Raw genomic sequence first — 25,604 nt, forward strand, 5'->3', positions numbered from 1 at the left:
GAAATGGCCCGATCGGGTCAGGGGGCCCGCGACCGGGGGTGGCGGGTCAGGGGTCGGTGCAGGGGTACTCCTGCCCTGGCGCCCGAGGGTGCGCCCCGGTAGGCAGGGGCGAGGGGCTGCAGCCGCCGCACGGCTCCGACCTGCAGGAACATCGTGAAGTTGAGTGGAACAGACTCAACTCCTGGTGCGTTGCACGAAGTACGACCACCCTGGACCACCCTGGTCCACCACGTCACAGGAGACATGCATGAGCCAGTTCGGCGCTGAGAAGTTCACGACCCGCAGCCGCGAGGCCATCGAGGCCGCGCAGCTCTCCGCCACCACGGCCGGCAACAGCCACACCGAGCCGGTCCACCTGCTGGTGGCCCTGCTCCTCCAGGAGAACGGCACCGCCGCCAACCTGGTCGCCAAGGCCGGCGTCGACGTCGCCTCCCTGGTCCGCACGGCCGCGGCCGAGCGGGACCGCCTGCCGAAGGCCTCCGGGGCGACCGTCCAGCAGCCCAGCGCCTCGCCGGCGCTGACCCGCGTGCTCGCCGGCGCGCTCGACCTCGCGTCGTCGATGAAGGACGAGTACGTCGCCAGCGAGCACCTGCTGATCTCGCTGGCCACCGTCGAGAGCAGCGCGCGCACCGTGCTGACCGACGCCGGGCTGACCTCCGACGGGCTGCGCGAGTCGCTGACCGCCGTCCGCGGCAACCGCCGGGTCACCAGCGAGGACGCCGAGTCGACCTACGAGGCGCTCGAGAAGTACTCCGTCGACCTCACCCGGGCCGCCGAGGAGGGCCGGCTCGACCCGGTCATCGGCCGCGACTCCGAGATCCGCCGCGTCGTGCAGGTGCTCTCGCGACGCACCAAGAACAACCCGGTCCTCATCGGCGAGCCCGGTGTCGGCAAGACCGCCGTCGTCGAAGGCCTCGCCCAGCGCGTCGTCGCCGGCGACGTGCCGGACTCCCTCAAGGGCCGGCGGGTGCTGAGCCTGGACCTGGCGGCGATGGTCGCCGGCGCGAAGTACCGCGGCGAGTTCGAGGAGCGCCTCAAGGCCGTCCTCGAGGAGATCAGTGACGCCGGCGGCCAGGTCATCACATTCATCGACGAGCTGCACACCGTCGTCGGCGCGGGCGCCGGCGGCGACTCGGCGATGGACGCCGGCAACATGCTCAAGCCGATGCTCGCCCGCGGCGAGCTGCACATGATCGGCGCGACGACGCTCGACGAGTACCGCGAGCGGATCGAGAAGGACCCCGCCCTCGAGCGCCGCTTCCAGCAGGTGTTCGTGGGGGAGCCCAGCGTCGAGGACACCGTGCAGATCCTGCGCGGCATCCAGGAGAAGTACGAGGCGCACCACGGCGTGCGGATCACCGACGCCGCGCTCGTCGCCGCCGCGACCCTCAGCGACCGCTACATCACCGGGCGCCAGCTGCCCGACAAGGCCATCGACCTCGTCGACGAGGCCGCGAGCCGGCTGCGGATGGAGATCGAGTCCTCCCCTGAGGAGATCGACGAGCTCCGCCGCCGCCTGGACCGGCTGAAGATGGAGGAGTTCGCGCTCGCCAAGGAGTCCGACGAGGCCTCCCTCGAGCGCCTCGAGCGGCTGCGCGCCGACCGCGCCGACCGCGAGGAGGAGCTGCGCGCGCTGGAGGCGCGGTGGGAGGCGGAGAAGCAGTCCCTCGAGGGCGAGGGCGAGCTGCGCCGCCAGCTCGACCAGCTGCGGATCGAGGCCGAGAAGCTGCTCCGCGACGGCGACCTCGCCGGTGCCAGCGAGATCCAGTACGGCCGGATCCCCGAGCTGGAGAAGCAGATCGAGGCGGCCGCGTCGGCCGAGAAGAGCGCTCTCGAGCCGCTGGTCGGCGAGGAGGTCGGCGCCGAGCAGATCGCGGAGGTCGTGGAGGCCTGGACCGGCATCCCGACCGGGCGGATGCTCGAGGGCGAGACCGCCAAGCTGCTGCGGATGGAGGAGGTCATCGGCGAGCGGCTGATCGGCCAGCGCGAGGCGGTGACCGCGGTGAGCGACGCCGTACGCCGCTCGCGGGCCGGCATCGCCGACCCGAACCGCCCGACCGGGTCGTTCCTCTTCCTCGGCCCCACCGGCACCGGCAAGACCGAGCTGGCCAAGGCGCTGGCCGACTTCCTCTTCGACGACGAGCGGGCGATCGTCCGCATCGACATGAGCGAGTACTCCGAGAAGCACGCGGTCTCGCGCCTGGTCGGTGCGCCTCCCGGCTACGTCGGCTACGACGAGGGCGGCCAGCTGACCGAGGCGGTGCGTCGCCGGCCGTACTCCGTGGTGCTCCTCGACGAGGTCGAGAAGGCCCACCCGGAGGTCTTCGACATCCTCCTGCAGGTGCTCGACGACGGCCGACTCACCGACGGGCAGGGCCGCACCGTCGACTTCCGCAACACGCTGCTGATCCTCACCAGCAACCTGGGCTCGACCTACCTGGTCGACCCCACGCTGGACCCTGAGAAGAAGCGCGAGTCGGTGATGGCGGTGGTCCGCTCCTCGTTCAAGCCCGAGTTCCTCAACCGGCTCGACGAGATCGTCACCTTCGACGCCCTCTCGCTGGCCGACCTCACCCGGATCGTCGACATCCAGCTCGGGCTGCTCGGGCAGCGGCTGGCGGTGCGGCGGATCTCGATCGAGGTCTCCGAGGCCGCGAAGGCGTGGCTGGCCGAGAAGGGCTGGGACCCGGCGTACGGCGCCCGCCCGCTGCGCCGGCTCATCCAGTCGGCGATCGGCGACCCGCTCGCGAAGCTGTTGATCAGCGGCGAGGTCGTCGACGGCGGCGCGGTCTCGGTCGACGTCGGCGGCGAGGGGCTGGAGCTCCGCGCGCACTGACCCGGTTGAATGAGGGCATGAGCGACACACCTGCCCGTCCGCGCCAGGCCACGCTGTCGGCCTGGATGATCATGGGCGGCTCGGTGTTCGTCGTGCTCTCGGTCTTCGAGCGGGTCTCGGGGCTCACCAGTCTCGAGACCCGCGAGTCCGTCGAGGACTTCCTGGCCGTCCCGCCGGGCGACGGCCTGGGCCTGGACACCTCCGAGGTCCTCGACCTGCTCCGGGTGCTCGCCATGACGGCCGGGGCCTGCGCGGCCGCGGCGGCCGTGCTCGGGTACTTCGTGCTGCAGCGCTCGCGCGGGGCCCGGCTCGCGCTGTCGGTCCTCGCGCTGCCGCTCTTCCTCACCGGCATGGCGGCCGGCGGCTTCGTGTCCTCCATCGTGGCGGCCGCGGTCGTCGTGCTCTGGATGCAGCCGACCCGCTCCTGGTTCGACGGGACCCAGCCTCCCGAGCGGCCGGAGCGGCCGGGCCAGCAGGCCCGCCAGGAGGGGTCCGGCCGCTCGGGCGCGTCGGGCGCGGGCTGGCCCCCGCCGATGCCCGAGCCGCCCCGCGAGCCCGCGCAGCAGGCTCCCGGGACGACGCCCGGCCCGGGTGGCACCTCGGGCAGCGGGTCCGCTGAGCCCCGCGCCTGGCAGGGCTTCGGCACGGCTCCCGGGGGACCGCAGCAGCAGACCGCTCCCCAGCGGCCGCACGAGCCGCAGCACCCCGCGCGGCTGGGCTACGCCCCGCCCCCGCACGACACCCGGCCGGCGAACCTCGTCTGGGCGTGCGCGCTCACCTGGGCCGGGAGCGGTCTCGCGGCGGTCGGGATGGGCATGGCGGTGCTGGTCATGCTCGCGGCGCCGGACCTCGTCCTGGACCAGCTGAGCCGCAGCCCCGAGCTCAGCGAGAGCGACCTGTCGCGCTCGGCGGTCCGGGACTCCGTCGTCGTCACCGGCGTGGTGGTGGTCCTCTGGTCGCTCGCCGCCGCGGTCGTGGCGGCGTTCGCCTGGCGCGGCGCCCGCTGGGCGCGCACCGCCCTGCTGGTCTCCGCGGCGCTGGCGGCGGCGCTGTGCCTGCTCAGCGTGGTGCTCGGCAGCCCCGTGGCGGTCCTGCCGTTCGGGGTCTGCGTGGCGGCGATCGTGCTGCTCGGCCGACCCGACGTCCGGGCGTTCTTCGCCGCGCGCTGACCCGCGTCCGGGGCCACGCCGTCTGGGAGAGTGGCCCCATGAGCGACTCCCCCTACGGTCCGCCCCCGCCGAGCGAGAACCCCTACGGCCAGCAGCCGCCGCACGACCCCTCCGCCCAGCAGCCGCCCGCCGACCCGTACGGCCAGCAGGCGCCCGGCGCCGGCCCGTACGGCGGCCAGCCGGGCCAGCCCTACGGCGGCCAGCCGTACGGCGGTCAGCCGTACGGCGGACAGCCCTACGGCGGCCCGGGGCACGGCACCGCGCCGCGGGACCCCGACAAGCGCCCCTCGACCGTGACCGCGGCGGCGATCACCACGCTGGTCTGCGCCGGCCTGGGCGCGCTGCTGTTCGGCATCGCCACCATCGCGCTCATCGTCGCCCGCGAGTCCTTCTCCGAGGACATCCGCCGCGAGATCGAGGGCGACCCCGCCTTCGACGGCACCGACGTGCCCAGCGCCGACCAGCTGGCCACCCTCTTCGTGGTCATCCTGGCGGCGCTGCTGGTCTGGTGCCTGGTCGCCTGCGCGCTGGCCGTGCTCACCCTGCGCCGCTCGAACGTCGCCCGGGTGCTGCTGGTGATCAGCGCCGTCCTGAGCGCGCTGCTGAGCCTGGTCGGGATCTTCTCGCTGGTCTCCGCGGTCCCGCTCATCGCATCCGTCGCGGTCGTCGTCCTGCTCTTCACCGGCGGCGCCGGCGACTGGTTCGCCCGCCGCGGTGGCCCGCAGCAGGAGCTGCCGACGGGCACCACCCAGCCCTGGGGCTGAGCCCTCGCCGGGTCAGCCGGCCGAGGGAGCGGAGAGGTCGGCCTCGCGCAGCCGCGCGAGGCCGTCCTCGATGACGGCGGTCTCCTTGCAGAAGGCCCACCGCACCAGGTGCCGACCCGCCTCGACGTCGTCGTGGAAGGCGACGGCCGGGATCGCCACCACCCCGGCCCGCTCGGGCAGCGCGAGGCAGAACTCCCGCCCGTCGGCCCAGCCGTACGCCGCCACGTCGGCGATCGCGAAGTAGGTGCCCTCCGGCACCCGGACGTCCATCCCCACCTCGGCCAGTCCCGCGCAGAGCAGGTCCCGGCGCGAGCGCAGGTCGCGGGCCAGCTCGCGCGGCCACTCCGGCTCCTCGTCGAGCGCCCGCGCCACCGCCGGCTGCAGCGGCGAGCCGGAGGTGAAGGTCAACCACTGCTTGGCGCCGAGCAGCGCGCCGACCAGCTCGCGCGGGCCGGTCGCCCAGCCGACCTTCCACCCGGTGAAGGAGTAGGACTTGCCGGCGCTGGAGAGGGTCAGCGTCCGCTCCCGCATGCCCGGGAGGGTCGCGAGCGGCACGTGCTCGTGACCGAAGGTCAGGTGCTCGTAGACCTCGTCGGTCACCACGACCAGGTCGTGCTCGATCGCCACGGCCGCCACCTCGGCCAGCTCCTCGCGGGTCAGCACGGTGCCGGTCGGGTTGTGCGGGGAGTTGAGCAGGATCAGCTTCGTCCGCGGGCCGACGGCGGCGCGCAGCTCGTCGGCGTCCAGCCGGAAGTCCGGCGCGCGCAGCGTCACCGGCCGGCGCACCCCGCCGGCCACCTGGATCATCGCGGTGTAGGAGTCGTAGTACGGCTCCAGCACGACCACCTCGTCCCCGGGGTCCACCAGGCCGAGCAGCGCGGCGGCGATCCCCTCGGTCGCGCCGGTCGTCACCACCACCTCGGAGTCGGGGTCCAGCTCGAGGCCGTAGTGCCGGTGCTGGTGGCGGGCGACGGCCTGCCGCAGCGCCGGCACACCGGGCCCGGGGGCGTACTGGTTGTGGCCGCCGCGCAGCGCGGCGACCGCCTCCTCGACGACCGCCGGCGGCCCGTCGGCGTCGGGGAAGCCCTGGCCGAGGTTCACCGAGCCGGTCCGCAGCGCGAGCGCCGACATCTCGGTGAAGATCGTCGGCGGGATGCCGTGGAGGCGGGCGGCCGTCCGGGGAGCGAGCACGTCGGCCAGGGTACGCAGGCGGCCCGGCTGGCGCCGTACGTGAGAATGGCGCCCGTGACCACCACCGACGACTCGCTCGCCGCCGACATCGACGCCTGCTGCCGCCTGACCGGGACGTTCACGCTCCGCTCGGGCCAGGTCGCGCCGGAGTACTTCGACAAGTACCTCTTCGAGGCCGACCCGATCCTCCTCCAGCGCGTCGCCCGCGAGATGGTCCAGCTGCTGCCGCACGACACCGAGCTGGTGGGCGGCCTCGAGCTCGGCGGCGTGCCGCTCGCGACGTCGGTCAGCGGCATGACCGGGACCCCGGCGCTGTTCGTGCGCAAGAAGGCCAAGGAGTACGGCACCTGCAAGCTCGCCGAGGGACCCGACGTCTCCGGCCGGCGGGTCACCCTGGTCGAGGACGTCATCACCACCGGCGGCGCCGTCCGGGACGCCACGGTCGCCCTGCGCGAGGCCGGCGCGGTCGTGGAGGTCGTCGTCTGCGCGATCGACCGGAGCCCCGAGGGCGAGCAGCCCCTGGCCGACCTCGGCCTCGAGGTCCGTGCGGTGCTGACCAAGGCCGACCTCGACGCCGCGCGCGCCTCCGCATGAGCGCCGCCGCCGTGGTCCTCGCCGCGGCCACGGAGACCGAGGAGCTGGGCGGCGTCGCGGGCTGGGCCGTCGACCTGATGGAGCGGCTCGGCGCCCCCGGCGCGGGGTTGGCCATCGCCCTGGAGAACCTCTTCCCCCCGCTGCCGAGCGAGGTGATCCTCCCGCTGGCCGGGTTCACCGCCAGCCAGGGCACCTTCACGCTCGCGGAGGCGATCGGCTGGACGACGGCGGGCTCGGTCCTCGGCGCGGTGGTGCTCTACCTGGTCGGCGTGCTGATCGGCCGGCAGCGGATGTACTGGGTCTGGGAGCGGCTGCCGCTGGTGAAGGTCACGGACCTGGAGAAGACCGAGCAGTGGTTCGCCCGGCACGGGCGCAAGGCGGTGTTCTTCGGCCGGATGATCCCGATCTTCCGCAGCCTGATCTCGGTGCCCGCCGGCCTGGAGCGGATGCCGTTCGGGCAGTTCCTGCTGCTCACGCTGGCGGGATCGGCGATCTGGAACGTCACCTTCGTGCTGGCCGGCTACTGGCTCGGCGAGCAGTGGCACCGGGTCGAGCAGTACGTCGGCGTCTTCCAGTGGGTCGTCATCGCCGCGGTCGTGCTCGGCGCCTGCTGGTGGCTGGTGCTGCGCGTCCGCGCCATCCGGCACGAGCGCCGGACCGCCTGAGGCCGGCCGGCCGCCCGGTCCCGCCGGCCCCGGCGGACCGGCGGGTCAGACGCTGTCGCGGTGGGGCGGGACCGAGGCGCCGGTGATGTCGCGGTCGGGGCGGCCGTCGTGGTCGTTGTCGTCCGCCAGCGGGCTGTCGGTGCGGCGGTGGCGCCACCACTCGTAGGCCAGCGGGACCGCGGTGAAGGCCAGGATCACCAGGAAGATCAGGTCGATGTTGCTCTCCAGCCAGGGCACGGTGTGGCCCAGGAAGTACCCCAGGCTGGTGACCACGACGACCCACGAGACGCCGCCGACCAGGCTCCAGGTGTAGAAGCGCCGCCGCGGCATCCCGGTGATGCCGGCGACCACGGTGATGTAGGTCCGCACGAAGGCCACGAAGCGGCCGATCACCAGCGCCTTGTTGCCGTGGCGGTCGAAGAACGCCTCGGTCTGGTCGAAGTACTTCTGCTTGAGCACCCGGCCGTCGCGCTCGCGCAGCCGAGGCCCGATCCGCCGGCCGATCTCGTAGCCGGTCACGTTGCCCAGCCAGGCCGCCAGGACCATCAGCGACATCGCGATGGCCAGCTCGACGAGCCGGGAGCCGGGGAAGAGGTCGATCTGCCCCGTGGCGATGAAGATGCCGAGCGCGAAGAGGAGGCTGTCGCCGGGGAGGAACGGGAAGAACAGCCCGCATTCGACGAAGACGATCAGGAGGCTGAGCCAGAAGAGCTCGGCACCGAACTGCTGGAGGAGCCACTGCGGGTCCAGGAAGTCGAGGCCGAGCATCATCGGCGAGGGGAAGCCCAGGCTTCCCGCGAGCGCGCTCACCTCCACAGCCTACCGGCCGCCTTCCGCGACGGGGGCGGCGCCCGCCTAGGGTCGCGGCCATGCAGGACGACCGCCGCGCGCCGTACGACCCGATGCCGCACGGCCCGGCCGAGGTGGGTGTCGGCCCCTGGGAGGGGCCGTGGCCGACGGGGGAGCAGTACGACGCCGCGCTGCTCGCCGAGGGGGACCGCCGCAACGTCGTGGACCGCTACCGCTACTGGACGCTCGAGGCGATCGTGGCCGACCTGGACACCCGCCGCCACGACTTCCACGTGGCGATCGAGAACTGGCAGCACGACTTCAACATCGGCGCGATCGTGCGCTCGGCGAACGCCTTCCTCGCCGCGGAGGTCCACATCGTCGGCAACCGCCGCTGGAACCGGCGCGGCGCGATGGTCACCGACCGCTACCAGCACGTGCGGCACCACCCCACCGTCACCGACCTCGCGGCGTACCTCGGCGAGCGGCCGGGCGGGGCGGTCCCGCTGCTGGGCATCGACAACCTCCCCGGTTCGGCGCACCTGGAGACGATGGAGGTGCCGCGACGCGTGTGCTTCCTCTTCGGGCAGGAGGGCCCCGGGCTGAGCGAGGCGGCGCGCGAGGCCTGCGACGGGACCTTCTCCATCGCGCAGTTCGGCTCGACCCGCTCGATCAACGCCAGCGCGGCGGCCGCGATCGCCATGCACGCCTGGGTCCGCGCGCACGCCGACCTCTCCGGCGACGCCGCCTGGCGCGGCTGAGCGCGCGAGGGGCTCGACGGCTGTCGGTGGCCGGGTCCACGATGGCCGGCATGGTCGACGTCGTCTGCTTCCACCACGCGCTCGGGCTGACCCGGGGCGTCCGCGCCTTCGCGGACCGTCTCCGGGAGGCGGGACACACCGTGCACACCCCGGACCTGTTCGAGGGCCGGCTCTTCGACACCGTCGAGGAGGGTGTCGCGCACGCGCAGGGCCTCGGCTTCTCCACGGTGCTCGAGCGGGGTCGCGAGGCGGTGGCCGGCCTCCCCGAGGCGCTGGTCACCGCGGGGTTCTCCCTCGGTGTGCTGCCGGCGCAGCTGGTCGCGCAGACCCGTCCCGGCGTGCGCGGGGCGGTGCTGATGGAGTCCTTCGTGCCGCCGTCGGAGTTCGGCTCGTGGCCGGAGGGGGTGCCGGTCCAGGTGCACGGCATGACCGACGACCCGTTCTTCGCCGGGGACGGCGACCTCGCGGCGGCCCGGGACTTCGGCGCCGAGGGGGTCACCGAGGTCGAGCTGTTCACCTACCCCGGTGACGTGCACCTGTTCGCCGACAGCAGCCTCGCGACGTACGACGAGGCGGCGGCGGGGCTGCTGGTCGACCGGGTGCTGGGGTTCCTCGAGCGGGTCGGCTGACTCACCCGGCGAGGAGCCGCGTCGCCGTCGCGACCGCCGCCGCCGCGTCGGGCGCCGTCGGGCCGACGTCGGCGGGCAGGTCCCAGGGGTCGACCAGCACGAGCGGCACGCCGGTGCGCCGCGCGAGCGCGATCTCGCTGAGCGTGCCCCAGCTGCACCCGACCGCCACGACCGCGTCGGCGGCCCGCAGGAGCAGCCCGTTGCGCAGCTCGCCCAGGCCGGTCGGCAGCAGGAAGGCGTGCTCGGGGGACCCGTCGGCACGATCGGTCCCCGGCAGCAGGCCGATCGCCGTTCCGCCGGCCTCCCGGGCACCGGCCGCGGCGGCCCGCATCACGCCGCCCAGCCCGCCGGTCAGCACGGTCGCGCCTGCCTCGGCCAGCAGCCGGCCGACCTCGGTCGCGGCGGACAGCTGCTCGGCGGTCGCGGTGTCGGCCGGGCCGACCACGGCGACGTACCGGCCGGTCAGGGCTGCCGGCACCCCGCTCAGCGCCCCTGGAGGACGTCGCGCACGACGCGGCGGTGGACCAGCTCGGTCACGGTCTCCCGGGCCGGCAGGTCGGCGAGGAGGTACGCCGCGCCGACGATCCCGTCGGGGTCGAGGCGGACGTCCTGCTCGACCCGGCAGGCGGTCGCGTCCTCGGCGGTGACCGTGGTCGTGAGGGTGACCCGCCCCGGGGAGCGCAGGTCGGCGACGAGGACCAGTCGGTGCGTGCCCGACCCGGGGTCGTCCTCGACCTCCCAGACCCGCCAGAAGCCGACCGTGTCGCCGCGCACGAGCAGCGGCCGGTCCGGCACCGACCAGCGGCGCCCGGCCCCGCCGGCCAGCCGGTCGATGAGCCCGCGGACGACGAGCGGGCCGGCGTCGACGTACCACCGGGAGCCCGCGAGGCCGCACGCCACGACCGCCCACGCGTGGTCCGCGGGCACCGGGAGGGTGCTCGCGCGGCGGGTCCGACGGAGCGAGGTGCGACGGAGCATGCCCCGCAGGTAGCCACTAGGGTGCGAGCAGAATCCTGGCCCCGCGCCCGCACGTGCCCGCCCGAGTCCCAGTCCGTCCCCTGGAGGAGCCCGCAGTGCCCATCGTGACCCCCGAGAAGTACGCCGAGATGCTCGACGCGGCCAAGCAGAACGCCTACGCGTTCCCGGCCATCAACGTGTCGTCCTCGCAGACGCTGAACGCCGCCCTCAAGGGCTTCGCCGACGCCGGTTCCGACGGCATCATCCAGGTCTCCACCGGCGGTGCGGAGTACCTCTCCGGCCCCTCGGTCAAGGACATGGTGAGCGGCTCGGTCGCCTTCGCGCAGTACGCCGCGGAGGTCGCCAGGAACTACCCGGTCAACATCGCGCTGCACACCGACCACTGCCCGCAGGACAAGCTCGACGGCTTCGTCCGGCCGCTGCTCGACCTCTCCCGCGAGCGGGTCGAGCGCGGCGAGGCGCCGCTGTTCCAGTCGCACATGTGGGACGGCTCCGCGGTGCCGCTGGAGGAGAACCTCTCCATCGCCTCCGAGCTGCTCGAGAAGTGCATCGCGGCGAAGATCATCCTCGAGATCGAGGTCGGCGTCGTCGGCGGCGAGGAGGACGGCGTCGCCCACGAGATCAACGACAAGCTCTACTCCACCCCGGCCGACGCGATCGCCACCGCCAAGGCGCTGGGCTACGGCGAGCGCGGCTACTACATGACCGCCCTGACCTTCGGCAACGTGCACGGCGTCTACAAGCCGGGCAACGTCAAGCTCCGCCCGGAGGTGCTCAAGGAGGCCCAGGAGGCGGTCGTCTCCGAGTTCGGCCTCGAGGCCGGCGCGAAGCCGTTCCACCTGGTCTTCCACGGCGGCTCCGGCTCCTCGGCCGAGGAGATCGCCGCGGCCGTCGACTACGGCGTGGTCAAGATGAACGTCGACACCGACACCCAGTACGCCTTCACCCGCCCCGTGGCGGCGCACATGTTCAGCAACTACGACGGCGTCCTCAAGGTCGACGGCGAGGTCGGCAACAAGAAGGCCTACGACCCGCGTGCTTGGGGCAAGGCCGCCGAGGCCGGCATGGCCGCCCGCGTCGTCGAGGCCTGCGAGCACCTCCGCTCCGCGGGCAAGTCGCTCGGCTGACCGCCACTTCCTGCACGCCGCACGGCGCCGGTCTCCCCTCGGGGGCCGGCGTCGTGCTGCTTCGTCAAGGTGTGCAGGCGAATGGTCGTCCGCGGCGGCTCGGCTGCATCCCTTGATGAACAGCCGGCCGCCGGCCGCTCGGAGGTCAGTCCGCAGCAGCGGCAGGCACGGCCGCCGCGGCCGCGCCGCCACCGAAGCCGGCGTGGCGGGGCCGCTCGAAGAACAGCACGGCGAGCAGGCCCAGGACCAGGACGGCGGGTGGCAGGAGCAGCGAGGCGCCCATGGCGTCGCTGAAGGACTGCGCCACCTGGGCGGGGAGCTCGCCGACGCCGGACGCGCCGGCCTCGCCGCCGCCGTACGAGGGGAGCCCCTCGGCCGCGAGCCGGGCGTCCATGAGGACGGCGATCGCGGCGGAGCCGAGCACGGCGCCGACCTGGCGCGTGGCGTTGTAGACCCCGGAGCCGGCGCCGGCCTGCTGCACCGGGAGGTTGCGGGTGGCCGTGGCGGAGTTGGGCGCCCACACGAACGCGTTGCCGATCCCGAGCAGGACCATCGGCGGCACGATCCAGAAGATCGACCCGTCGGGCTGCAGGGCGAGGGCCAGCCAGACCAGGGAGACGATGATCGCGCTGAACCCGAAGCCGGTCAGCAGCCGCGGGTGGACCCGGTCGGTCAGCCCGCCGACCGGCCGGGCGAGGACGATGGTCATGACCGCCATCGGCACGAGCAGCAGCGCGGCGCGCGTCGGGCTGAGGCCGCGGACGACCTGGGCCCACAGCATGATCGGGATCGCCATCGCGGTGATCGCGAAGCCCATCGCGCTGATCGCGACGTTGGCCAGCGAGAAGTTTCGGTCGCGGAACAGGCCGAGCGGGACCAGCGGCTCGGCGCGGTTGCGCGCCTGCCACCCGACGAAGAGCGCGAGCACCACGACCCCGCCGACGATCATCGACCACACCAGGGCGCTCCACTCGAGCTCGTGGCCCTCCTGGACGCCGAAGACGAGCAGGAACATGCCGGCACCGCTGAGCACGACGCCGAGCCAGTCGAAGCGGTGGCTGTTGGTCTGCAGGACCGGCACGAGCCGCAGCGCCAGCACGAACCCGACGATGCCGACCGGCACGTTGATGAAGAAGATCCACTCCCACCCGAGGGCGTCGACCAGCACGCCGCCGAGGATCGGTCCGACCAGTGTGGCCACGCCGGCGGTGGCGCCCCACAGGGCCATCGCCTTGCCGCGCCGCTGCGCGGGGAAGATGCGGGTGATGATCGCCATCGTCTGCGGCGTGATCATCGCCGCGCCCAGGCCCTGCACCACGCGGGCGGCGACCAGGCCCTCGATCGACCCGGTCAGGCCGCACCACAGCGAGGCGAGGGTGAACACGGTCAGCCCGGCCAGGTACATCCGCCGGGGCCCGAACCGGTCGCCCAGCCGACCGGTGATCAGCACCGGCACGGCGTAGGCGAGCAGGTAGGCGCTGGTCACCCAGACCACGGCGTTCACGTCGGCGTCGAGGTCCTCGATGATCGCCGGCGTCGCCACCGACACGATGGTGGAGTCGACGAGGATCATGAAGAAGCCCAGGCAGAGGGCGAGGAGCGCCGGCCACGGGTCCTTCCCGGAGGCGGTCGGGGGCGAGGACGCGGCGGCGGTCGAGGTCACGGGGGAAGTGAACACGTCGCCGTGGACAATGCTTCCCATGACCACTCCGATCGGACGCGACCTGATGGCGGGCCCCCCGCCCACCCACCTCCCGGTGGACCCCGCGAGCGACGCCCTCGGCGGGGGCGAGGCGCCGACCGAGGTGGTACGCCGCTTCCCGGCGTCGCCGGTCGCCTGGGCCGCGCTGGCCGAGGAGGCCGTCGCGGCGGACGCCGACCCGGTGACCGTCTACGCCTACGCGCGGGTCGGCTACCACCGCAGCCTCGACATGCTGCGGCGCAACGGGTGGAAGGGCCACGGGCCGGTGCCGTGGGAGCACGAGCCCAACCGCGGCTTCCTCACCTGCCTCGCGCTCCTCGCGAAGGCCGCCCGGGCGATCGGTGAGACCGACGAGTGGGAGCGGTGCCGCGACTTCCTGCGCGACTCCTCCCCGACCGCCTACCGCGAGCTGCTCGGCGACGCCTGAGCCCGGCTCGCGGCCCGGGTCGCCGCCGGGGCCGACGCCCGGGCCAGCCTGACCAGTGCGGCGGCCGGTCCCTCCGGCCGCCGCTCGGGCAGCCAGACCGCCCGCAGCGACCGGCCGAGGTCGAGGTCGGCGACCGGCACGTCGACCAGCTGGCCGGTCGCGAGCTCGGCGGCCACCGCCAGCTCGCTGAGCACGGCGGGCGCACCGCCCTCGGCAGCGGCCGCCTTGACCGCCGCGGTGCTGGCCAGCTCCAGCCGCTGCTCCCCGAGGGCGTGGCCGGCCAGGTCGAGCGCCCGCACGAGCGTCTCCCGCGTCCCCGACCCCGCCTCCCGCAGCACCAGGTCCGAGGCCACGAGCTCCGCGGCCGACACCTGGGTACGCCGCCGGGCCCACGGGTGGGTCGGCCCGACCACCACGAGCAATCGGTCCCGCGCCACCGTCGTGGAGGCGACCGTCCGCGGCACGGTCGGTGACTCCACGAACCCGACCGGCACCCGGCCGGAGACCACCCGCTCGAGCACGTGGTGGGAGTTGCCGACGTCGAGGCTGACGTGCAGGTCCGGGTGCTCGCGGCGGAACCGGGCCAGCCAGCGGGGCGCGAGGTGCTCGGCCACCGTCAGGCTGCTCGCGACCGTCAGGTGGGCCTTGCGCTGGGCCGCCAGGGAACGGGCCCCCAGCACGACCCGCTCCACGCCCGCCAGCGCCTCCCGGGCCCAGGCCACGACGACCTCGCCCTCGGTGGTGAGCCGGGACCCCGCGGTGGTGCGGACGACGAGCGCCAGGTCGAGCTGGCGCTCGAGCTTCCCGAGGAGCCGGCTCGCGTTCGGCTGCGCCATCCCGACCTGTCGGGCGGCGGCACCGACCGAGCCGGTCTCGGCCACGCGGACCAGCAGGTCGAGCCCGGCGAGGTCGACCGGAGTGCTCATGCCCTGACGATATGAGTGCTGCCCTGCTCATATCAAGACCGCATGGGTGGAGGCCCGATCGACGGCTACCGCGCGAGGCTCACGGGCCGGAGGCTGGGGAGGTGCACCCGACCCTCCCCGCCCCGGCGGCCCGCCTGCCCGGGCTGGCGCTCGCCGGCACCGCCGGCGCCGCCGCCCTGGCGGTGCACGCGCTGGTCCCGCCCCTCGGTGCGACGCTCGTCGCCGTGGTGCTGGGCTTCGCCGCGGCCGCGTCGGGCCGGCTGCCCGCCGCGGTCCGCCCAGGGCTCGCCGCGGCGGCCCGCGGCGTGCTGCGCGTCGGGGTGGCGCTCCTCGGCCTGCAGCTGGTGCTCGGCGAGGTGCTGGCGCTGGGCTGGCCGGTCCTGGCGGTCGTCCTCGGGGTCGTCGTGCTGGGGATCTCGGCGACCCTGCTGGTCGCCCGCCTGCTCGGCGTGCCTCCCGAGCAGGGCCTCCTCGTCGCCTGCGGGTTCTCCATCTGCGGGGCCGCGGCCGTCGCCGCGCTCGACGGCGTGCGCCGCAGCCGGGCCGAGGACGTCGCCCGGGTGGTCGCGCTCGTCGTGGTCTGCGGCAGCGCCGCCATGCTCGCCGTGCCGCTCGTCGGAGCCGCGCTGGGCCTGTCCGCGGAGGGCACCGGTGCCTGGGCGGGCGCCTCGGTGCACGAGGTCGGGCAGGTGGTCGTCGCCGGCGGGCTCGCCGGGGGTGCGGCGCTCCAGGTCGCGGTCGCGGTCAAGCTCGGCCGGGTCCTGCTGCTGGCGCCGGTGCTGGCGGTCGTCGCCCTGCGCACCCGGCGCGAGCCGCACCCCGACCACGCCGACCACCACCCCGACCACCCCGGCCACGCCGAGCACCACCCCGTGCACCGCCCGCCGCTCGTGCCGGCGTTCGTGCTCGCCTTCGTGGGCCTGGTGCTCCTGCGCGCGCTCGTGCCGCTGCCCGCGGTGGTGCTCGGCGCGGCCGGGCAGGTGCAGGCGGCGGCACTGGCCACCGCCATGTTCGCGCTCGGCTGCTCGCTCGACCCGGCCGCCCTGCGGCGCACCGGCCGGCCGCTCGTCGTCCTCGCCCTGGCCGCGAGCGGGTGCGTCGCGCTGCTCGGCCTGCCCGCCGCGTTCCTCGTCGGCTAGCCGAGCCGCCCGCGGCTCAGCGTGGCGCGGTGAGGAGGTGGCGGATGCGGTCCGGGCCCAGCGCGAGGAACAGCGTCGGCAGGCGGGGCCCGCGCTCGGCGTCGACGAGGAGCTCGTAGAGCAGCCGGAAGAAGGCCTTCTGGTCCGCCTTGACCTCGTCGGTCGGCGCGTCGTCCAGGGCGAGGCCCCGGGCGAGCTTCGGGACGCCGTAGACCAGCGCGGTAGTGCCGTCGACGTCCAGCTCGGCGGGGAGCCGGTCGAGCAGCTCGGCCAGCCAGCGCTGCTCCTCCTCGGAGAGCCGGGCGAGCCGCTCGGCGTCCGGCTCGTCGCGGACGGTGGTGCGGTCCTCGGCGGGCACGAACTCCGCGGTCCACGTCATCGCGCGGTCCAGCCGCGGCTGGAGGTCCTCGACCGAGTCGTGGGCGTGCCCGGCGCGGGCGACGATCCCGCTGACCAGCTCGGCGCTGCCGGCGGTGACGTCGGCGACCGAGGACAGCAGGCGGAAGGGCACGACGACGCGCGGGGTGGGCAGCGTGCCGGCGGCCGCGGTCGCGGAGGCGCGCTCGAAGGCCAGCACCTGCGCGTCGCGCTTGGCGGGGTCGGCGGCCTTGCGGCCGAGGGAGTCCCACTCGTCGTACAGGCGCACGACCTCGGCGCCGAAGTCGATGTTGAAGGCCTGCTTGGGCTGGCGACGGGCGTAGAGCCAACGCAGGATCGGGGCCTCGAGCACCTTGAGGGCGTCGGCGGCGGTCGGCACGCCGCCCGCCGAGGACGACATCTTCTGCATGCCGGCGAAGCCGACGAAGGCGTAGGCGACGTAGGAGGGGGCGCGGAAGTCGAAGACGCGCTTCACCAGCTCCTTGCCGACTGTGTAGGACGACCCCGGCGTGGAGTGGTCGAGGCCGCCGGGCTCGAAGTCGACGCCCTCGACCGACCAGCGCATCGGCCAGTCCACCTTCCAGACGAGCTTGCCCTCGTGCTGGGTCGCCACGTTCGTCACGCCGGTGAACCCGCAGGACGCGCACGTGTAGGAGAGGTCGGTGGTCTCGTCGTCGTACGCCGTCACGGCGACGGTGTCGCGGCCGCACTCGCGGCAGTAGGGCTTGTAGGGGAAGCGCGCCAGGGAGCCGCTGCCCGCGGTCTCGTCCTCCTCGGCGACGGAGTCGGCCAGCGCCTCGGCCTCCTGGTCGTTCTCCGCGACCGGCTCGGCCTTCTTGGTGCGGTGCTTGGCGAGCACCTCCTCGATGGTGTCGCGGTGGCGGATCGCGTGCAGCACCTGCTCGGTGTAGGCCCCGGCGCGGTAGCGCTCGGTCTGCGAGACCTCCTCCATCTCCACGCCCATCTCGGCGAGGGCGGTGCGCAGCGGCGCCTTGAAGTGCTCGGCCCACGACTCGTGGCACTCCCAGGGGTCCGGCACGGCCGAGAGGGGGCGGCCGATGTGCTCGGCCCACGAGGCCGGCACGCCCGCGGGGACCTTGCGGAAGCGATCGAAGTCGTCCCAGCTGTGCAGGTGGCGCACCGGGATGCCGCGACGGCGGATCTCCTCGGCGACCAGGTGCGGGGTGAGGAACTCGCGGAGGTTGCCCAGGTGGATCGGGCCCGACGGGCTGGCGCCCGAGGCGCACGTGATCAGGCGGTCGCCACCGCCGGCGTGCCGGACGGTGTCGTCGGCCGCGCGGGTGACCCAGTCGACGGGCTCCCCGGAGCCGTTCTCGGGCCGGTTGCCGCCTCGCGCCACTGGTTGCTCCTGCTGCTCGTCTCGGGGTCGGACGAGGGGCAACGCTACCGCCGGAGGAGAAGGGCGCCGGAACCGTCCCCTGCGGCGGTCCCGACGCCCTCCCGGGAACGTCGACCGGCTCCCACGTCCCCCGACGGGGGGCCGGGTCGCCCGCCGCCTCCCCCGAGTCCGGCGGGCCGACCTCGTGGTCGACGTGGGGACAAGCATGCCCGGCGACCCCAGGGCATCCTGGCCAGAGCCTGTCGCTGGCCGGAAGTTGCCACTAGCCTGCGACCGTGCCCAGCCCCCGGTCGTCGAGCCTCCTGAGCGTCCTCGGCCTCGGCGACGACGACGACCACTTCTACGACCGGGTCCGCGCGCAGTCCGGGCGGGAGCTGGTATCCGTCGCCGCGGCGGTGATGCGCGAGCCCGAGGAGCTGGTCCGCGACCTGCAGCCGCTGGTCGAGCACGGCATCGTCCGGATCGAGGACGGCCGGGTCTTCGTCGCCAGTCCGGCCGAGGCGATCGTGCAGGTGCTGACCGAGACCGCCGCGACGGCCGCCCGCGCCCACTCCCGCCTCTCCGACCTCGCGGCGGCGGTGCCGCTGCTCGCCGGCCGGGGGGCCGGGGCCGACCCGGGCGAGGTCGAGGAGGTCCGGCCCATCGACGGCGAGGTCAGCAGCGGCGGCCAGGCGGGCGGCCTGCTCCGGTCGCTGATCGAGCGCAGCCGCGGCGACATCCGGTGGCTGCGCCCCGACCAGTTCCGCCAGGCCGACGAGGGCGAGATGATCGACCTCGTGGGGCGGGTGGTCGCCCAGGGACGGCGGTCGCGCGCGATCTACCCCGTCCGCGCCCTCACCGACGCCCGGGAGGTGCTTGCCCGGCGCGCGGCGGCCGGGGAGGACGTACGTGTGCTCCCGCACCTGCCGACCCGGATGTGCATCATCGGCTCGACCCACGCGATGGTGCCGGAGCCGCTGGGCTTCGCCGACCAGCCCCGGACGCTCGTCCGCGAGGCCGGGCTGGTCGAGGCGCTCACGTTGTGGTTCGAGTCGATGTGGGAGCGCGCGCTGCCGGTGCCGGGCCTGGAGCGCGGGGACGCCCGCCCCGACGTCCGCCGCTTCCTGCTCCAGCAGCTGGCCGAGGGCGCCCAGGACGAGCAGATCGCCCGCCGCCTGGGCGTCAGCCTGCGGACCGTGCGCCGCCGTGTCGCGGACCTGCTCGGCGAGCTCGGCGCCGACACCCGGTTCCAGGCCGGCGCCGAGGCGGTACGCCGCGGCTGGCTGTAGCCGGGCGGGGGACGGCTAGGGGAGCACCAGCGAGTAGGCGCCCGGCTCGAGCCGCCACGTGCGGCGCCGCTCGGGGCCGTACACCTCGCCGTCGGCCGAGCAGTAGAACTGCTCGCCGTCGATGGTGACCTGCTTGGCGCGCAGGTAGACCACGTCGTCGCGCCGGTGGTGCGTGCCGCGCATGAGGGAGGCGAGGTAGCCGACCCGGCCCAGCGACCCGACGGAGCGGGCGACCATCACGTCCATCAGGCCGTCGCGGGCGTCGGCCTCGGGCGTGAGCTCGGTGCCCCCGCCGACGTTCGAGCCGTTGCCGACGGCGACCATGAGGACCGGCTGGTCGTAGTCGACGACCACCTCGCCGTCCACCTCGACCCGCAGCCGGATGAAAGGCGGCTTGACCGCCGCGAGCAGGGCGCCGATCGGGTAGCCGAGCTTGCCGAGGTTGACCTTGCCGACGCCGATCCCGTGCAGCCGGTCCTTCCAGCGGTCCGCGCGGCGGCTGGCCTGCGCCCCGGCGCCGGCGTGGACGCTGTTGACGACGATCTCGCCGACCTCGTCGAGGATCAGGTCCATCCGCCGCGGCCGGCCGTGCAGGACGACCTTGGCGGCCTCCTCGACGTCCAGCGGGATGTCGTTGCCACGGGCGAAGTCGTTGCCGGTGCCCAGCGGCAGCAGCCCGAGGACCGCGTCCTGGAGCTCGCGGCGCCGGTGCAGCGCCGCGACGACGGCGTGCATGCTGCCGTCGCCGCCGGCCACGACGATGCGCCGGGAGCCCGCGCGGTGCAGCACCCCGTCGAGCTCACCGGGGTCGGAGGTGGCGCAGACCTCGACCGACGTGCGCTCGCGCAGGACGGCCAGCGCCCGCTCGAGCTGCTGCTCGTCCGCGGTGCCGGCGTCGCTGTTGGTGATCACGAGGAGGGGATCCATCGCCGCGACCCTAGCGCCGACACCCTCGCCGCGTCCCCGGACGCGGTCACCGGTCCCGACCCGGCTGCGAACTTGCTAGCGTGTCGTCGCAAGAGCCCCGGCCCAGCCCTTGCTGACCGGGGCCTTTTCCATTGTGGTTCGACGTGTGAGCCACTGCTTGTGAGGAGTCACCTATGCCCGCGATCGTCGTGCTCGGAGCCCAGTGGGGAGACGAGGGCAAGGGCAAGGCCACCGACCAGCTGGCCACCACCGACCCCATCGACTACGTCGTCCGCACCAGCGGTGGTCACAACGCCGGTCACACCATCGTGATCGACGGCGAGAAGTACGCCACCCACCTGCTGCCCAGCGGCATCCTGACCCCCGGCGCGACCTCGGTCATCGCCAACGGCGTGGTCGTCTCGCCCGAGGCGCTGTTCCGCGAGCTCGACGGGCTGCTCGAGCGGGGCGTGGAGATCGGCGGCCTGGTCGTGAGCGCGAACGCCCACGTCATCGCCTCCTACCACTCCACGATCGACAAGGTCACCGAGCGCTTCCTCGGCAAGAACCAGATCGGCACGACCGGGCGCGGCATCGGCCCGGCGTACTCCGACAAGGTCAACCGGTACGGCGTGCGGATCGCGGACCTGTTCGACGAGAAGATCCTGCGGCAGAAGGTCGAGGCGGCCCTCGACGTCCGCAACCACCTGCTCACCAAGATCTACAACCGCCGGGCCATCGAGGTCGACGCGGTCGTCGAGGAGCTGACGGCGTACGTCGACCGGCTGCGGCCGATGGTCGCCGACACCTCGCTGCTGCTCAACCAGGCGCTCGACCGGGGCGAGACGGTCCTCTTCGAGGGCGCCCAGGCCACGATGCTCGACGTCGACCACGGCACCTATCCGTTCGTGACGTCCTCGAACCCCGTCGCCGGCGGCGTCTGCGTGGGCGCCGGTGTCGGCCCCACCCGCATCGACCGGGTCATCGGCGTGATCAAGGCCTACACGACCCGCGTGGGGTCCGGGCCGTTCCCGACCGAGCTGTTCGACGAGGACGGCCAGCAGCTCCAGCGCCTCGGCGGCGAGATCGGCGTCTCGACCGGCCGCACCCGCCGCTGCGGCTGGTACGACTCGGTCGTCGCCCGCTACGCCTCGCGCGTCAACGGCCTCACCGACCTGTTCCTCACCAAGCTCGACATCCTCGGCGCCTGGGACCGGATCCCGGTCTGCGTGGCCTACGAGGTCGACGGCGTGCGGCACGACGAGATGCCGATGACGCAGACCGAGTTCCACCACGCCACGCCGGTCTACGAGTACTTCGACGGCTGGGGCTCCGACATCTCCGGCTGCCGCACCTTCGAGGACCTGCCGGTCAACGCCCAGCGCTACGTGCGGGCGCTCGAGGCGCTGTCGGGCACGAAGATCTGGGGCGTCGGGGTGGGCCCGGGCCGCGAGCAGACGGTCGTCGTCAACCCGTGAGGGCGCTCGTCGTCGGCACCGGCGGCCGCGAGCACGCGCTCGCGCTCGCGCTGTCCCGCGACCCCGCGGTCACCGAGGTCCACGCGGCGCCGGGCAACCCGGGCATCGGCGCGGTCGCCGCGCTGCACGAGGTCGACCCCGCCGACCCGGCGGCCGTCGCCGCCCTGGCGACCCGCCTCGAGGTGGACCTGGTCGTCGTCGGCCCCGAGGCGCCGCTGGTCGCGGGCGTCGCGGACGCGGTGACCGACGCCGGGATCGCCTGCTTCGGGCCGTCCCGCGCGGCGGCCCGGCTGGAGGGCTCCAAGGCGTTCGCCAAGGAGGTCATGGCCGCGGCCGGCGTGCCCACCGCGCGGTCGTGGGTGTGCTCGACCCCGGCGGAGGTCGGCGAGGCGATCGACCTGGCCGGCGCGCCGTACGTCGTCAAGGACGACGCGCTCGCCGCAGGCAAGGGCGTCGTGGTGACCACCGACCGCGACGAGGCCCTCGCGCACGCCGCGACCTGCGGCACGGTCGTGGTGGAGGAGTTCCTCGACGGCCCGGAGGTCTCGCTCTTCGCGATCTGCGACGGCACGAGCACCCACCCCCTGCAGCCGGCCCAGGACTTCAAGCGCATCCACGACGGCGGCCGCGGCCCCAACACCGGCGGCATGGGCTCCTACTCCCCGCTGCCGTGGGCGCCGCCGGACCTCGCCGAGGTCGTCGTCGCCACCGTCGTCCAGCCCACCCTCGACGAGATGGCGCGCCGCGGCACGCCGTTCCGCGGCTGCCTCTACGTCGGCCTCGCGCTGACCGCCGCCGGCCCGCGGGTCATCGAGTTCAACGTCCGCTTCGGCGACCCCGACGTGCAGCCGGTGCTCGCGCTGCTCGACTCCTCGCTCGGCGAGCTGCTGCTCGCCGCCGCGGAGGGCCGGCTCGGCGACGTCGACGCGCCGCGCTTCCGCGACGAGGCCGCGGTCAGCGTCGTCCTCGCCTCCGCCGGCTACCCCGAGTCCTCCTCGAAGGGCGACCCCGTCACCGGCGTCGAGGCCGCCGACGCGCGGGCCGACGTCGACGTCGTCCACGCCGGCACGGCGCTCGGCCCCGACGGGCTGGTCACCGCCGGCGGACGCGTCCTCGCGGTCCGTGCCACCGGCGCCGACGTGGCCGCCGCCCGCGCCGCGGCGTACGCCGCCGCCGAGGAGATCTCCTTCCCCGGCATGCAGCGCCGCTCCGACATCGCCGCCGAGCCGCTCGGCGTCGTCGAGGGCGCCTCCGTCACCGGCTGAGTCGGGACCCGACTTCGGCGTGGGAGAATCCGCCGCGTGACCGTCCCGAACGTCCTGGCCACGCGGTACGCCGCCCCCGACCTCGCCGGCATCTGGTCGCCGGAGCACAAGGTGGTCCTCGAGCGGCAGCTGTGGATCGCCGTCCTCAAGGCCCAGCGCGACCTCGGGATCGAGGTGCCCGACGGGGTGGTCGAGGCCTACGAGGCGGTCGTCGACCGGGTGGACCTCGCCTCGATCGCCGCGCGGGAGCGGGTCACGCGGCACGACGTGAAGGCGCGCATCGAGGAGTTCTGCGCGCTGGCCGGCCACGAGCACGTGCACAAGGGGATGACCTCCCGCGACCTGACCGAGAACGTCGAGCAGCTCCAGGTCCGCCAGTCCCTGGCCCTCGTGCGCGACCGCGCGGTCGCGGCGCTCGCCCGGCTCGGGCGGCTCGCCTCGGAGCACCAGCTGACCGTGATGGCCGGCCGCAGCCACAACGTGGCGGCCCAGGCGACCACCCTGGGCAAGCGGTTCGCCACGGTGGCCGACGAGATGCTGGTGGCGCTGGAGCGGGTCGAGGACCTGCTGGGCCGCTACCCGCTGCGGGGCATCAAGGGCCCGATGGGCACCGCCCAGGACATGCTCGACCTGCTCGACGGCGACGAGGCGCGGCTGGCCGAGCTCGAGCAGCGCGTCGCGGCCCACCTCGGCTTCGACCGGGTGCTGACCAGCGTCGGCCAGGTCTACCCGCGGTCGCTGGACTTCGACGTCCTCTCCGCCCTCGTCCAGCTCGTGGCCGGCCCCTCCAACCTCGCGACCACCGTCCGCTTGATGGCCGGCAACGAGCTGGTCACCGAGGGCTTCAAGGAGGGCCAGGTCGGCTCCTCGGCGATGCCGCACAAGATGAACAGCCGCTCCTGCGAGCGGGTCAACGGCCTGGCGGTCGTCACCCGCGGCTACCTGTCGATGATCGGCGAGCTCGCCGGCGACCAGTGGAACGAGGGCGACGTCTCGGACTCGGTGGTGCGCCGGGTCGCGCTGCCGGACGCGTTCTTCGCCGTGGACGGCCTCTTCCAGACCTTCCTCACCGTGCTCGACGAGTTCGGTGCCTTCCCGGCCGTCGTGCAGCGCGAGCTCGACCGGTACCTGCCGTTCCTCGCCACCACGAAGGTCCTCATGGCCGCGGTCCGCAACGGCGTCGGCCGCGAGGTCGGTCACGAGGCGATCAAGGAGGCCGCGGTCGGCACCGCCCTCGACATGCGCCGCGGTCAGGCCGAGAACGACGTGTTCGCCCGCCTCGCCGCCGACCCCCGCCTCGGGCTGTCGGCCGACCAGCTGGCCTCGCTGGTCGCCGAGCCGATCACCTTCACCGGCGCCGCGGTCGCCCAGGTCCAGGAGGTCGTGCGCCGCGTCGCGGCCGTGACCGAGCGGCACCCCGACGCCGCGGCGTACGCCCCCGGCGAGATCCTCTAGACCGGTCGCCCGGGGCGGGTCGGCGGGCGTGCTGGACATCCCGCCAGAGGCGGGACCGGCCTCCTGCAACGATCCCGCCCGCGCCGGACATGAGCCAGGCATGAGCGAGGGCCGCGAGGACACCTTCCGGCGGCTGTACGCCGCCCACTTCGACGCGGTCCTCGGCTTCGCGCTGCGCCGGGTCGAGCGACCCGAGGACGCCGCCGACGTCACCGCGGACACCTTCCTCGTCGCCTGGCGACGGCTGGCGCACGTGCCGCCCGAGCCGGAGACCCGGCCCTGGTTGTACGGCGTGGCCCGCCGCGTCCTGGCGAACCACCGGCGCGGCGACGGGCGACGCAGCGCGTTGGGCGACCGGCTCCGCCGCGAGCTGGCGTCGGTGGTCCCCGACGGCAGCGACGCCGTCGTCCACCGCGCCGACGTCACCGCGGCGATGCGCCGGCTGAGCGCGCGCGACCAGGAGGTGCTCGAGCTCCACCTGTGGGAGGGGCTCGAGCCCCGTGAGATCGCCGACGTCCTCGGGGTCACGACGGTCGTCGTCCGGCCCCGGCTCTCCCGGGCCCGGGGCCGCCTGCGGGCGCTGCTGCCCGAGGACACCGGCAACGATCCGCCGCCCGCCGGACATCTCCCCAGCACACCCCAGCTCACCCGGAAGGAGCCGTAGATGAGCAGCGACGACGACCACGCCGGCGCCCCCCTCACCGACGCCGCGGTCGCGCGGCTGCCGCTCGCGGCCGGGCGGGCCGAGCTCCTGGAGGAGATCATGCGCACCGCCGTCACCGACCGACCGACCGCACCGGCTCCGAGCACCCCACCGCGCCGCACGAGGTGGCTGGTGCCGGTCGCCGCGGCGGCCGCCGTCGCGACCGTCGCCGCCGGCACCCTCTGGTGGACCGGAGGGGACGGCGCCGCGCCCCGACCCGCCGCCCCCGCGGGCAGCCCGTCGGCCGCGGCCGAGGCGCCCTTCCGGGCGGTGCTCGACGCCCCCGGCTGGACGGCGACCTACGTCTACGAGGGCGAGGGCGGCGACGGCGACGGCGACGGCGAGGTGGCCTACGAGAAGGGCTCCGCCTCCGTCGAGGTCAGCTGGCGCCCGGCCGCGGCGTACCAGACCTATCTCGAGGACCGCCGCCACATCGTCGACCCGCCCGCCGACGGGGAGCCGGTCGAGGTGCTCGGGCTGACCGGCCAGCTGTGGCCCTACAGCCCGGACGACCACACCGTGATCCGCCCGGTGGAGCGCGGTCACACCCTCGAGGTGCGCGGCAGCGGGATGGACCGGGACGCCTTCGAGGCGCTCCTCGGCCGGCTCCGGCTGGTCGGAAGGGCGGACTTCGAGGCCGCGCTGCCCGCGGAGTTCGTGACGTCCGGCGAGCGGGAGGCGGCGATCGAGGAGATCCTCGACGGCATCGCGGCGGCGAGCGGCCAGGAGCGGACGTTCGGGGAGGAGACGCCGCCGATCACCTCGGACCAGGCCGACCCCTACCAGCTCGGCGCCGAGGTCACCGGCCAGGTCGCCTGCGCCTGGCTGCGCGAGCTCCGGGACGCGAGGCGGGTGGGCGACGACGGGCGTGCCCAGGTCGCCGTCGACGTCCTCGGGAGCGCCCGGTCGTGGCCGGTCCTGTTCGAGATGGCCACGTCGGGGGAGTATCCCGAGTACGTCTGGGACTACACCGACGACGCCGCACGAGGCCAGGTGCCGGAGGGCTTCGAGGGCGGCCTCGGCTGCTGACACCAGCGACACCGCAGGTACACGTCAGGAACACACAGAGGCCCGGACACCGAGCGGTGTCCGGG

The 25,604-nt window shown here is 74.4% G+C and carries 24 protein-coding genes; 16 read left to right on the plus strand and 8 right to left on the minus strand.

Annotation, left to right across the window (positions count from 1 at the left end; translation table 11 throughout):
* Positions 1 to 247 precede the first annotated feature (247 nt).
* The 3 genes from clpB to AB0N29_RS15145 are packed head-to-tail and all read left to right on the plus strand — an operon-like array spanning position 248 to position 4,769.
* The gene (clpB, locus tag AB0N29_RS15135) at positions 248 to 2,836 is read left to right on the plus strand and encodes an ATP-dependent chaperone ClpB (RefSeq protein ID WP_364867931.1); all 2,589 of its coding nucleotides are present in this window, start codon (positions 248 to 250) and stop codon (positions 2,834 to 2,836) included.
* 17 nt (positions 2,837 to 2,853) lie between these two features.
* Positions 2,854 to 4,005, plus strand: a complete 1,152-nt coding sequence (locus AB0N29_RS15140) for a hypothetical protein (RefSeq protein ID WP_364867933.1) — start codon at positions 2,854 to 2,856, stop codon at positions 4,003 to 4,005.
* Between the two features lie 38 nt (positions 4,006 to 4,043).
* Positions 4,044 to 4,769 carry a hypothetical protein gene (locus AB0N29_RS15145; protein WP_364867935.1) on the plus strand — a complete coding sequence of 242 codons (726 nt, stop codon included), beginning with the start codon at positions 4,044 to 4,046 and terminating at the stop codon, positions 4,767 to 4,769.
* 12 nt (positions 4,770 to 4,781) lie between these two features.
* On the opposite strand, the gene AB0N29_RS15150 is transcribed toward AB0N29_RS15145, so the two are convergent.
* Entirely contained in the window at positions 4,782 to 5,960 is a 1,179-nt protein-coding gene (locus tag AB0N29_RS15150; RefSeq protein WP_302268437.1) for a pyridoxal phosphate-dependent aminotransferase, read from the minus strand.
* Between the two features lie 54 nt (positions 5,961 to 6,014).
* Between AB0N29_RS15150 and pyrE the strand changes: the two genes are divergently transcribed.
* Together pyrE and AB0N29_RS15160 are read left to right on the plus strand one after the other, a co-directional pair.
* Positions 6,015 to 6,554 carry an orotate phosphoribosyltransferase gene (pyrE, locus tag AB0N29_RS15155; protein WP_302268436.1) on the plus strand — a complete coding sequence of 180 codons (540 nt, stop codon included), beginning with the start codon at positions 6,015 to 6,017 and terminating at the stop codon, positions 6,552 to 6,554.
* Positions 6,551 to 7,219, plus strand: coding sequence for a DedA family protein (locus AB0N29_RS15160; protein ID WP_364867938.1), 669 nt, complete (start codon positions 6,551 to 6,553; stop codon positions 7,217 to 7,219). Before pyrE ends, AB0N29_RS15160 begins: the two co-directional genes overlap by 4 nt.
* Before the next feature lie 45 nt (positions 7,220 to 7,264).
* Here AB0N29_RS15160 and AB0N29_RS15165 read toward each other — a convergent pair whose 3' ends face one another.
* Positions 7,265 to 8,029, minus strand: coding sequence for a VTT domain-containing protein (locus tag AB0N29_RS15165; protein WP_364867940.1), 765 nt, complete (start codon positions 8,027 to 8,029; stop codon positions 7,265 to 7,267).
* Positions 8,030 to 8,088: 59 nt separating this feature from the next.
* Between AB0N29_RS15165 and AB0N29_RS15170 the strand changes: the two genes are divergently transcribed.
* Both AB0N29_RS15170 and AB0N29_RS15175 read left to right on the plus strand, forming a co-directional pair.
* A complete protein-coding gene (locus AB0N29_RS15170; protein ID WP_364867942.1) occupies positions 8,089 to 8,769 on the plus strand; it encodes a TrmH family RNA methyltransferase in 681 nt (226 codons plus the stop codon).
* Positions 8,770 to 8,819: 50 nt separating this feature from the next.
* The gene (locus tag AB0N29_RS15175) at positions 8,820 to 9,398 is read left to right on the plus strand and encodes a dienelactone hydrolase family protein (RefSeq protein ID WP_364867944.1); all 579 of its coding nucleotides are present in this window, start codon (positions 8,820 to 8,822) and stop codon (positions 9,396 to 9,398) included.
* A 1-nt stretch (position 9,399) separates the two neighbouring features.
* Here the strand turns inward: AB0N29_RS15175 and AB0N29_RS15180 are convergent, their stop codons facing one another.
* Both AB0N29_RS15180 and AB0N29_RS15185 read right to left on the minus strand, forming a co-directional pair.
* The gene (locus AB0N29_RS15180; RefSeq protein ID WP_364867946.1) at positions 9,400 to 9,876 is read right to left on the minus strand and encodes a TIGR00725 family protein; all 477 of its coding nucleotides are present in this window, start codon (positions 9,874 to 9,876) and stop codon (positions 9,400 to 9,402) included.
* A gap of 5 nt (positions 9,877 to 9,881) precedes the next feature.
* Entirely contained in the window at positions 9,882 to 10,376 is a 495-nt protein-coding gene (locus AB0N29_RS15185; RefSeq protein ID WP_364867948.1) for a DUF2867 domain-containing protein, read from the minus strand.
* Positions 10,377 to 10,471: 95 nt separating this feature from the next.
* Here AB0N29_RS15185 and fbaA point away from each other — a divergent pair, with 95 nt between their 5' ends.
* Positions 10,472 to 11,503 carry a class II fructose-bisphosphate aldolase gene (gene fbaA, locus AB0N29_RS15190; protein ID WP_302268429.1) on the plus strand — a complete coding sequence of 344 codons (1,032 nt, stop codon included), beginning with the start codon at positions 10,472 to 10,474 and terminating at the stop codon, positions 11,501 to 11,503.
* Between the two features lie 145 nt (positions 11,504 to 11,648).
* On the opposite strand, the gene AB0N29_RS15195 is transcribed toward fbaA, so the two are convergent.
* Positions 11,649 to 13,166 carry a DHA2 family efflux MFS transporter permease subunit gene (locus tag AB0N29_RS15195; protein ID WP_364867951.1) on the minus strand — a complete coding sequence of 506 codons (1,518 nt, stop codon included), beginning with the start codon at positions 13,164 to 13,166 and terminating at the stop codon, positions 11,649 to 11,651.
* A 37-nt stretch (positions 13,167 to 13,203) separates the two neighbouring features.
* On the opposite strand from AB0N29_RS15195, the gene AB0N29_RS15200 reads away from it, so the two are divergent.
* A complete protein-coding gene (locus AB0N29_RS15200; protein WP_302268427.1) occupies positions 13,204 to 13,632 on the plus strand; it encodes a DUF3151 domain-containing protein in 429 nt (142 codons plus the stop codon).
* On the opposite strand, the gene AB0N29_RS15205 is transcribed toward AB0N29_RS15200, so the two are convergent.
* A complete protein-coding gene (locus AB0N29_RS15205; protein ID WP_364867953.1) occupies positions 13,605 to 14,558 on the minus strand; it encodes a LysR substrate-binding domain-containing protein in 954 nt (317 codons plus the stop codon). The two genes, AB0N29_RS15200 and AB0N29_RS15205, sit on opposite strands and share 28 nt — an antisense overlap.
* Positions 14,559 to 14,659: 101 nt before the next feature.
* On the opposite strand from AB0N29_RS15205, the gene AB0N29_RS15210 reads away from it, so the two are divergent.
* On the plus strand, positions 14,660 to 15,697 hold the full coding sequence (locus AB0N29_RS15210) for a putative sulfate exporter family transporter (RefSeq protein WP_364867955.1): 1,038 nt from the start codon (positions 14,660 to 14,662) through the stop codon (positions 15,695 to 15,697).
* Positions 15,698 to 15,713: 16 nt separating this feature from the next.
* Here AB0N29_RS15210 and lysS read toward each other — a convergent pair whose 3' ends face one another.
* Positions 15,714 to 17,435, minus strand: a complete 1,722-nt coding sequence (gene lysS, locus AB0N29_RS15215) for a lysine--tRNA ligase (protein WP_364867957.1) — start codon at positions 17,433 to 17,435, stop codon at positions 15,714 to 15,716.
* Between the two features lie 275 nt (positions 17,436 to 17,710).
* Between lysS and AB0N29_RS15220 the strand changes: the two genes are divergently transcribed.
* Positions 17,711 to 18,703, plus strand: a complete 993-nt coding sequence (locus AB0N29_RS15220; RefSeq protein ID WP_302268422.1) for a helix-turn-helix transcriptional regulator — start codon at positions 17,711 to 17,713, stop codon at positions 18,701 to 18,703.
* 15 nt (positions 18,704 to 18,718) lie between these two features.
* On the opposite strand, the gene AB0N29_RS15225 is transcribed toward AB0N29_RS15220, so the two are convergent.
* Positions 18,719 to 19,630 carry a YegS/Rv2252/BmrU family lipid kinase gene (locus tag AB0N29_RS15225; protein ID WP_364867960.1) on the minus strand — a complete coding sequence of 304 codons (912 nt, stop codon included), beginning with the start codon at positions 19,628 to 19,630 and terminating at the stop codon, positions 18,719 to 18,721.
* 173 nt (positions 19,631 to 19,803) lie between these two features.
* On the opposite strand from AB0N29_RS15225, the gene AB0N29_RS15230 reads away from it, so the two are divergent.
* From AB0N29_RS15230 to AB0N29_RS15250, 5 genes are all read left to right on the plus strand, one after another.
* Positions 19,804 to 21,087 (plus strand): adenylosuccinate synthase, encoded by a 1,284-nt coding sequence (locus tag AB0N29_RS15230; protein WP_364867962.1) that lies wholly within the window; start codon positions 19,804 to 19,806, stop codon positions 21,085 to 21,087.
* Entirely contained in the window at positions 21,084 to 22,352 is a 1,269-nt protein-coding gene (gene purD / locus AB0N29_RS15235) for a phosphoribosylamine--glycine ligase (RefSeq protein WP_364867964.1), read from the plus strand. Before AB0N29_RS15230 ends, purD begins: the two co-directional genes overlap by 4 nt.
* 36 nt (positions 22,353 to 22,388) lie before the next feature.
* Entirely contained in the window at positions 22,389 to 23,807 is a 1,419-nt protein-coding gene (purB, locus tag AB0N29_RS15240; RefSeq protein ID WP_364867966.1) for an adenylosuccinate lyase, read from the plus strand.
* Positions 23,808 to 23,907: 100 nt separating this feature from the next.
* Entirely contained in the window at positions 23,908 to 24,471 is a 564-nt protein-coding gene (locus tag AB0N29_RS15245; RefSeq protein ID WP_364867968.1) for a sigma-70 family RNA polymerase sigma factor, read from the plus strand.
* The gene (locus AB0N29_RS15250) at positions 24,472 to 25,539 is read left to right on the plus strand and encodes a hypothetical protein (RefSeq protein WP_364867970.1); all 1,068 of its coding nucleotides are present in this window, start codon (positions 24,472 to 24,474) and stop codon (positions 25,537 to 25,539) included. It abuts the gene before it with no gap.
* Positions 25,540 to 25,604: the final 65 nt, after the last annotated feature.

This window comes from Nocardioides sp. NPDC092400, from assembly GCF_040684155.1.
GTDB lineage: Bacteria > Actinomycetota > Actinomycetes > Propionibacteriales > Nocardioidaceae > Nocardioides.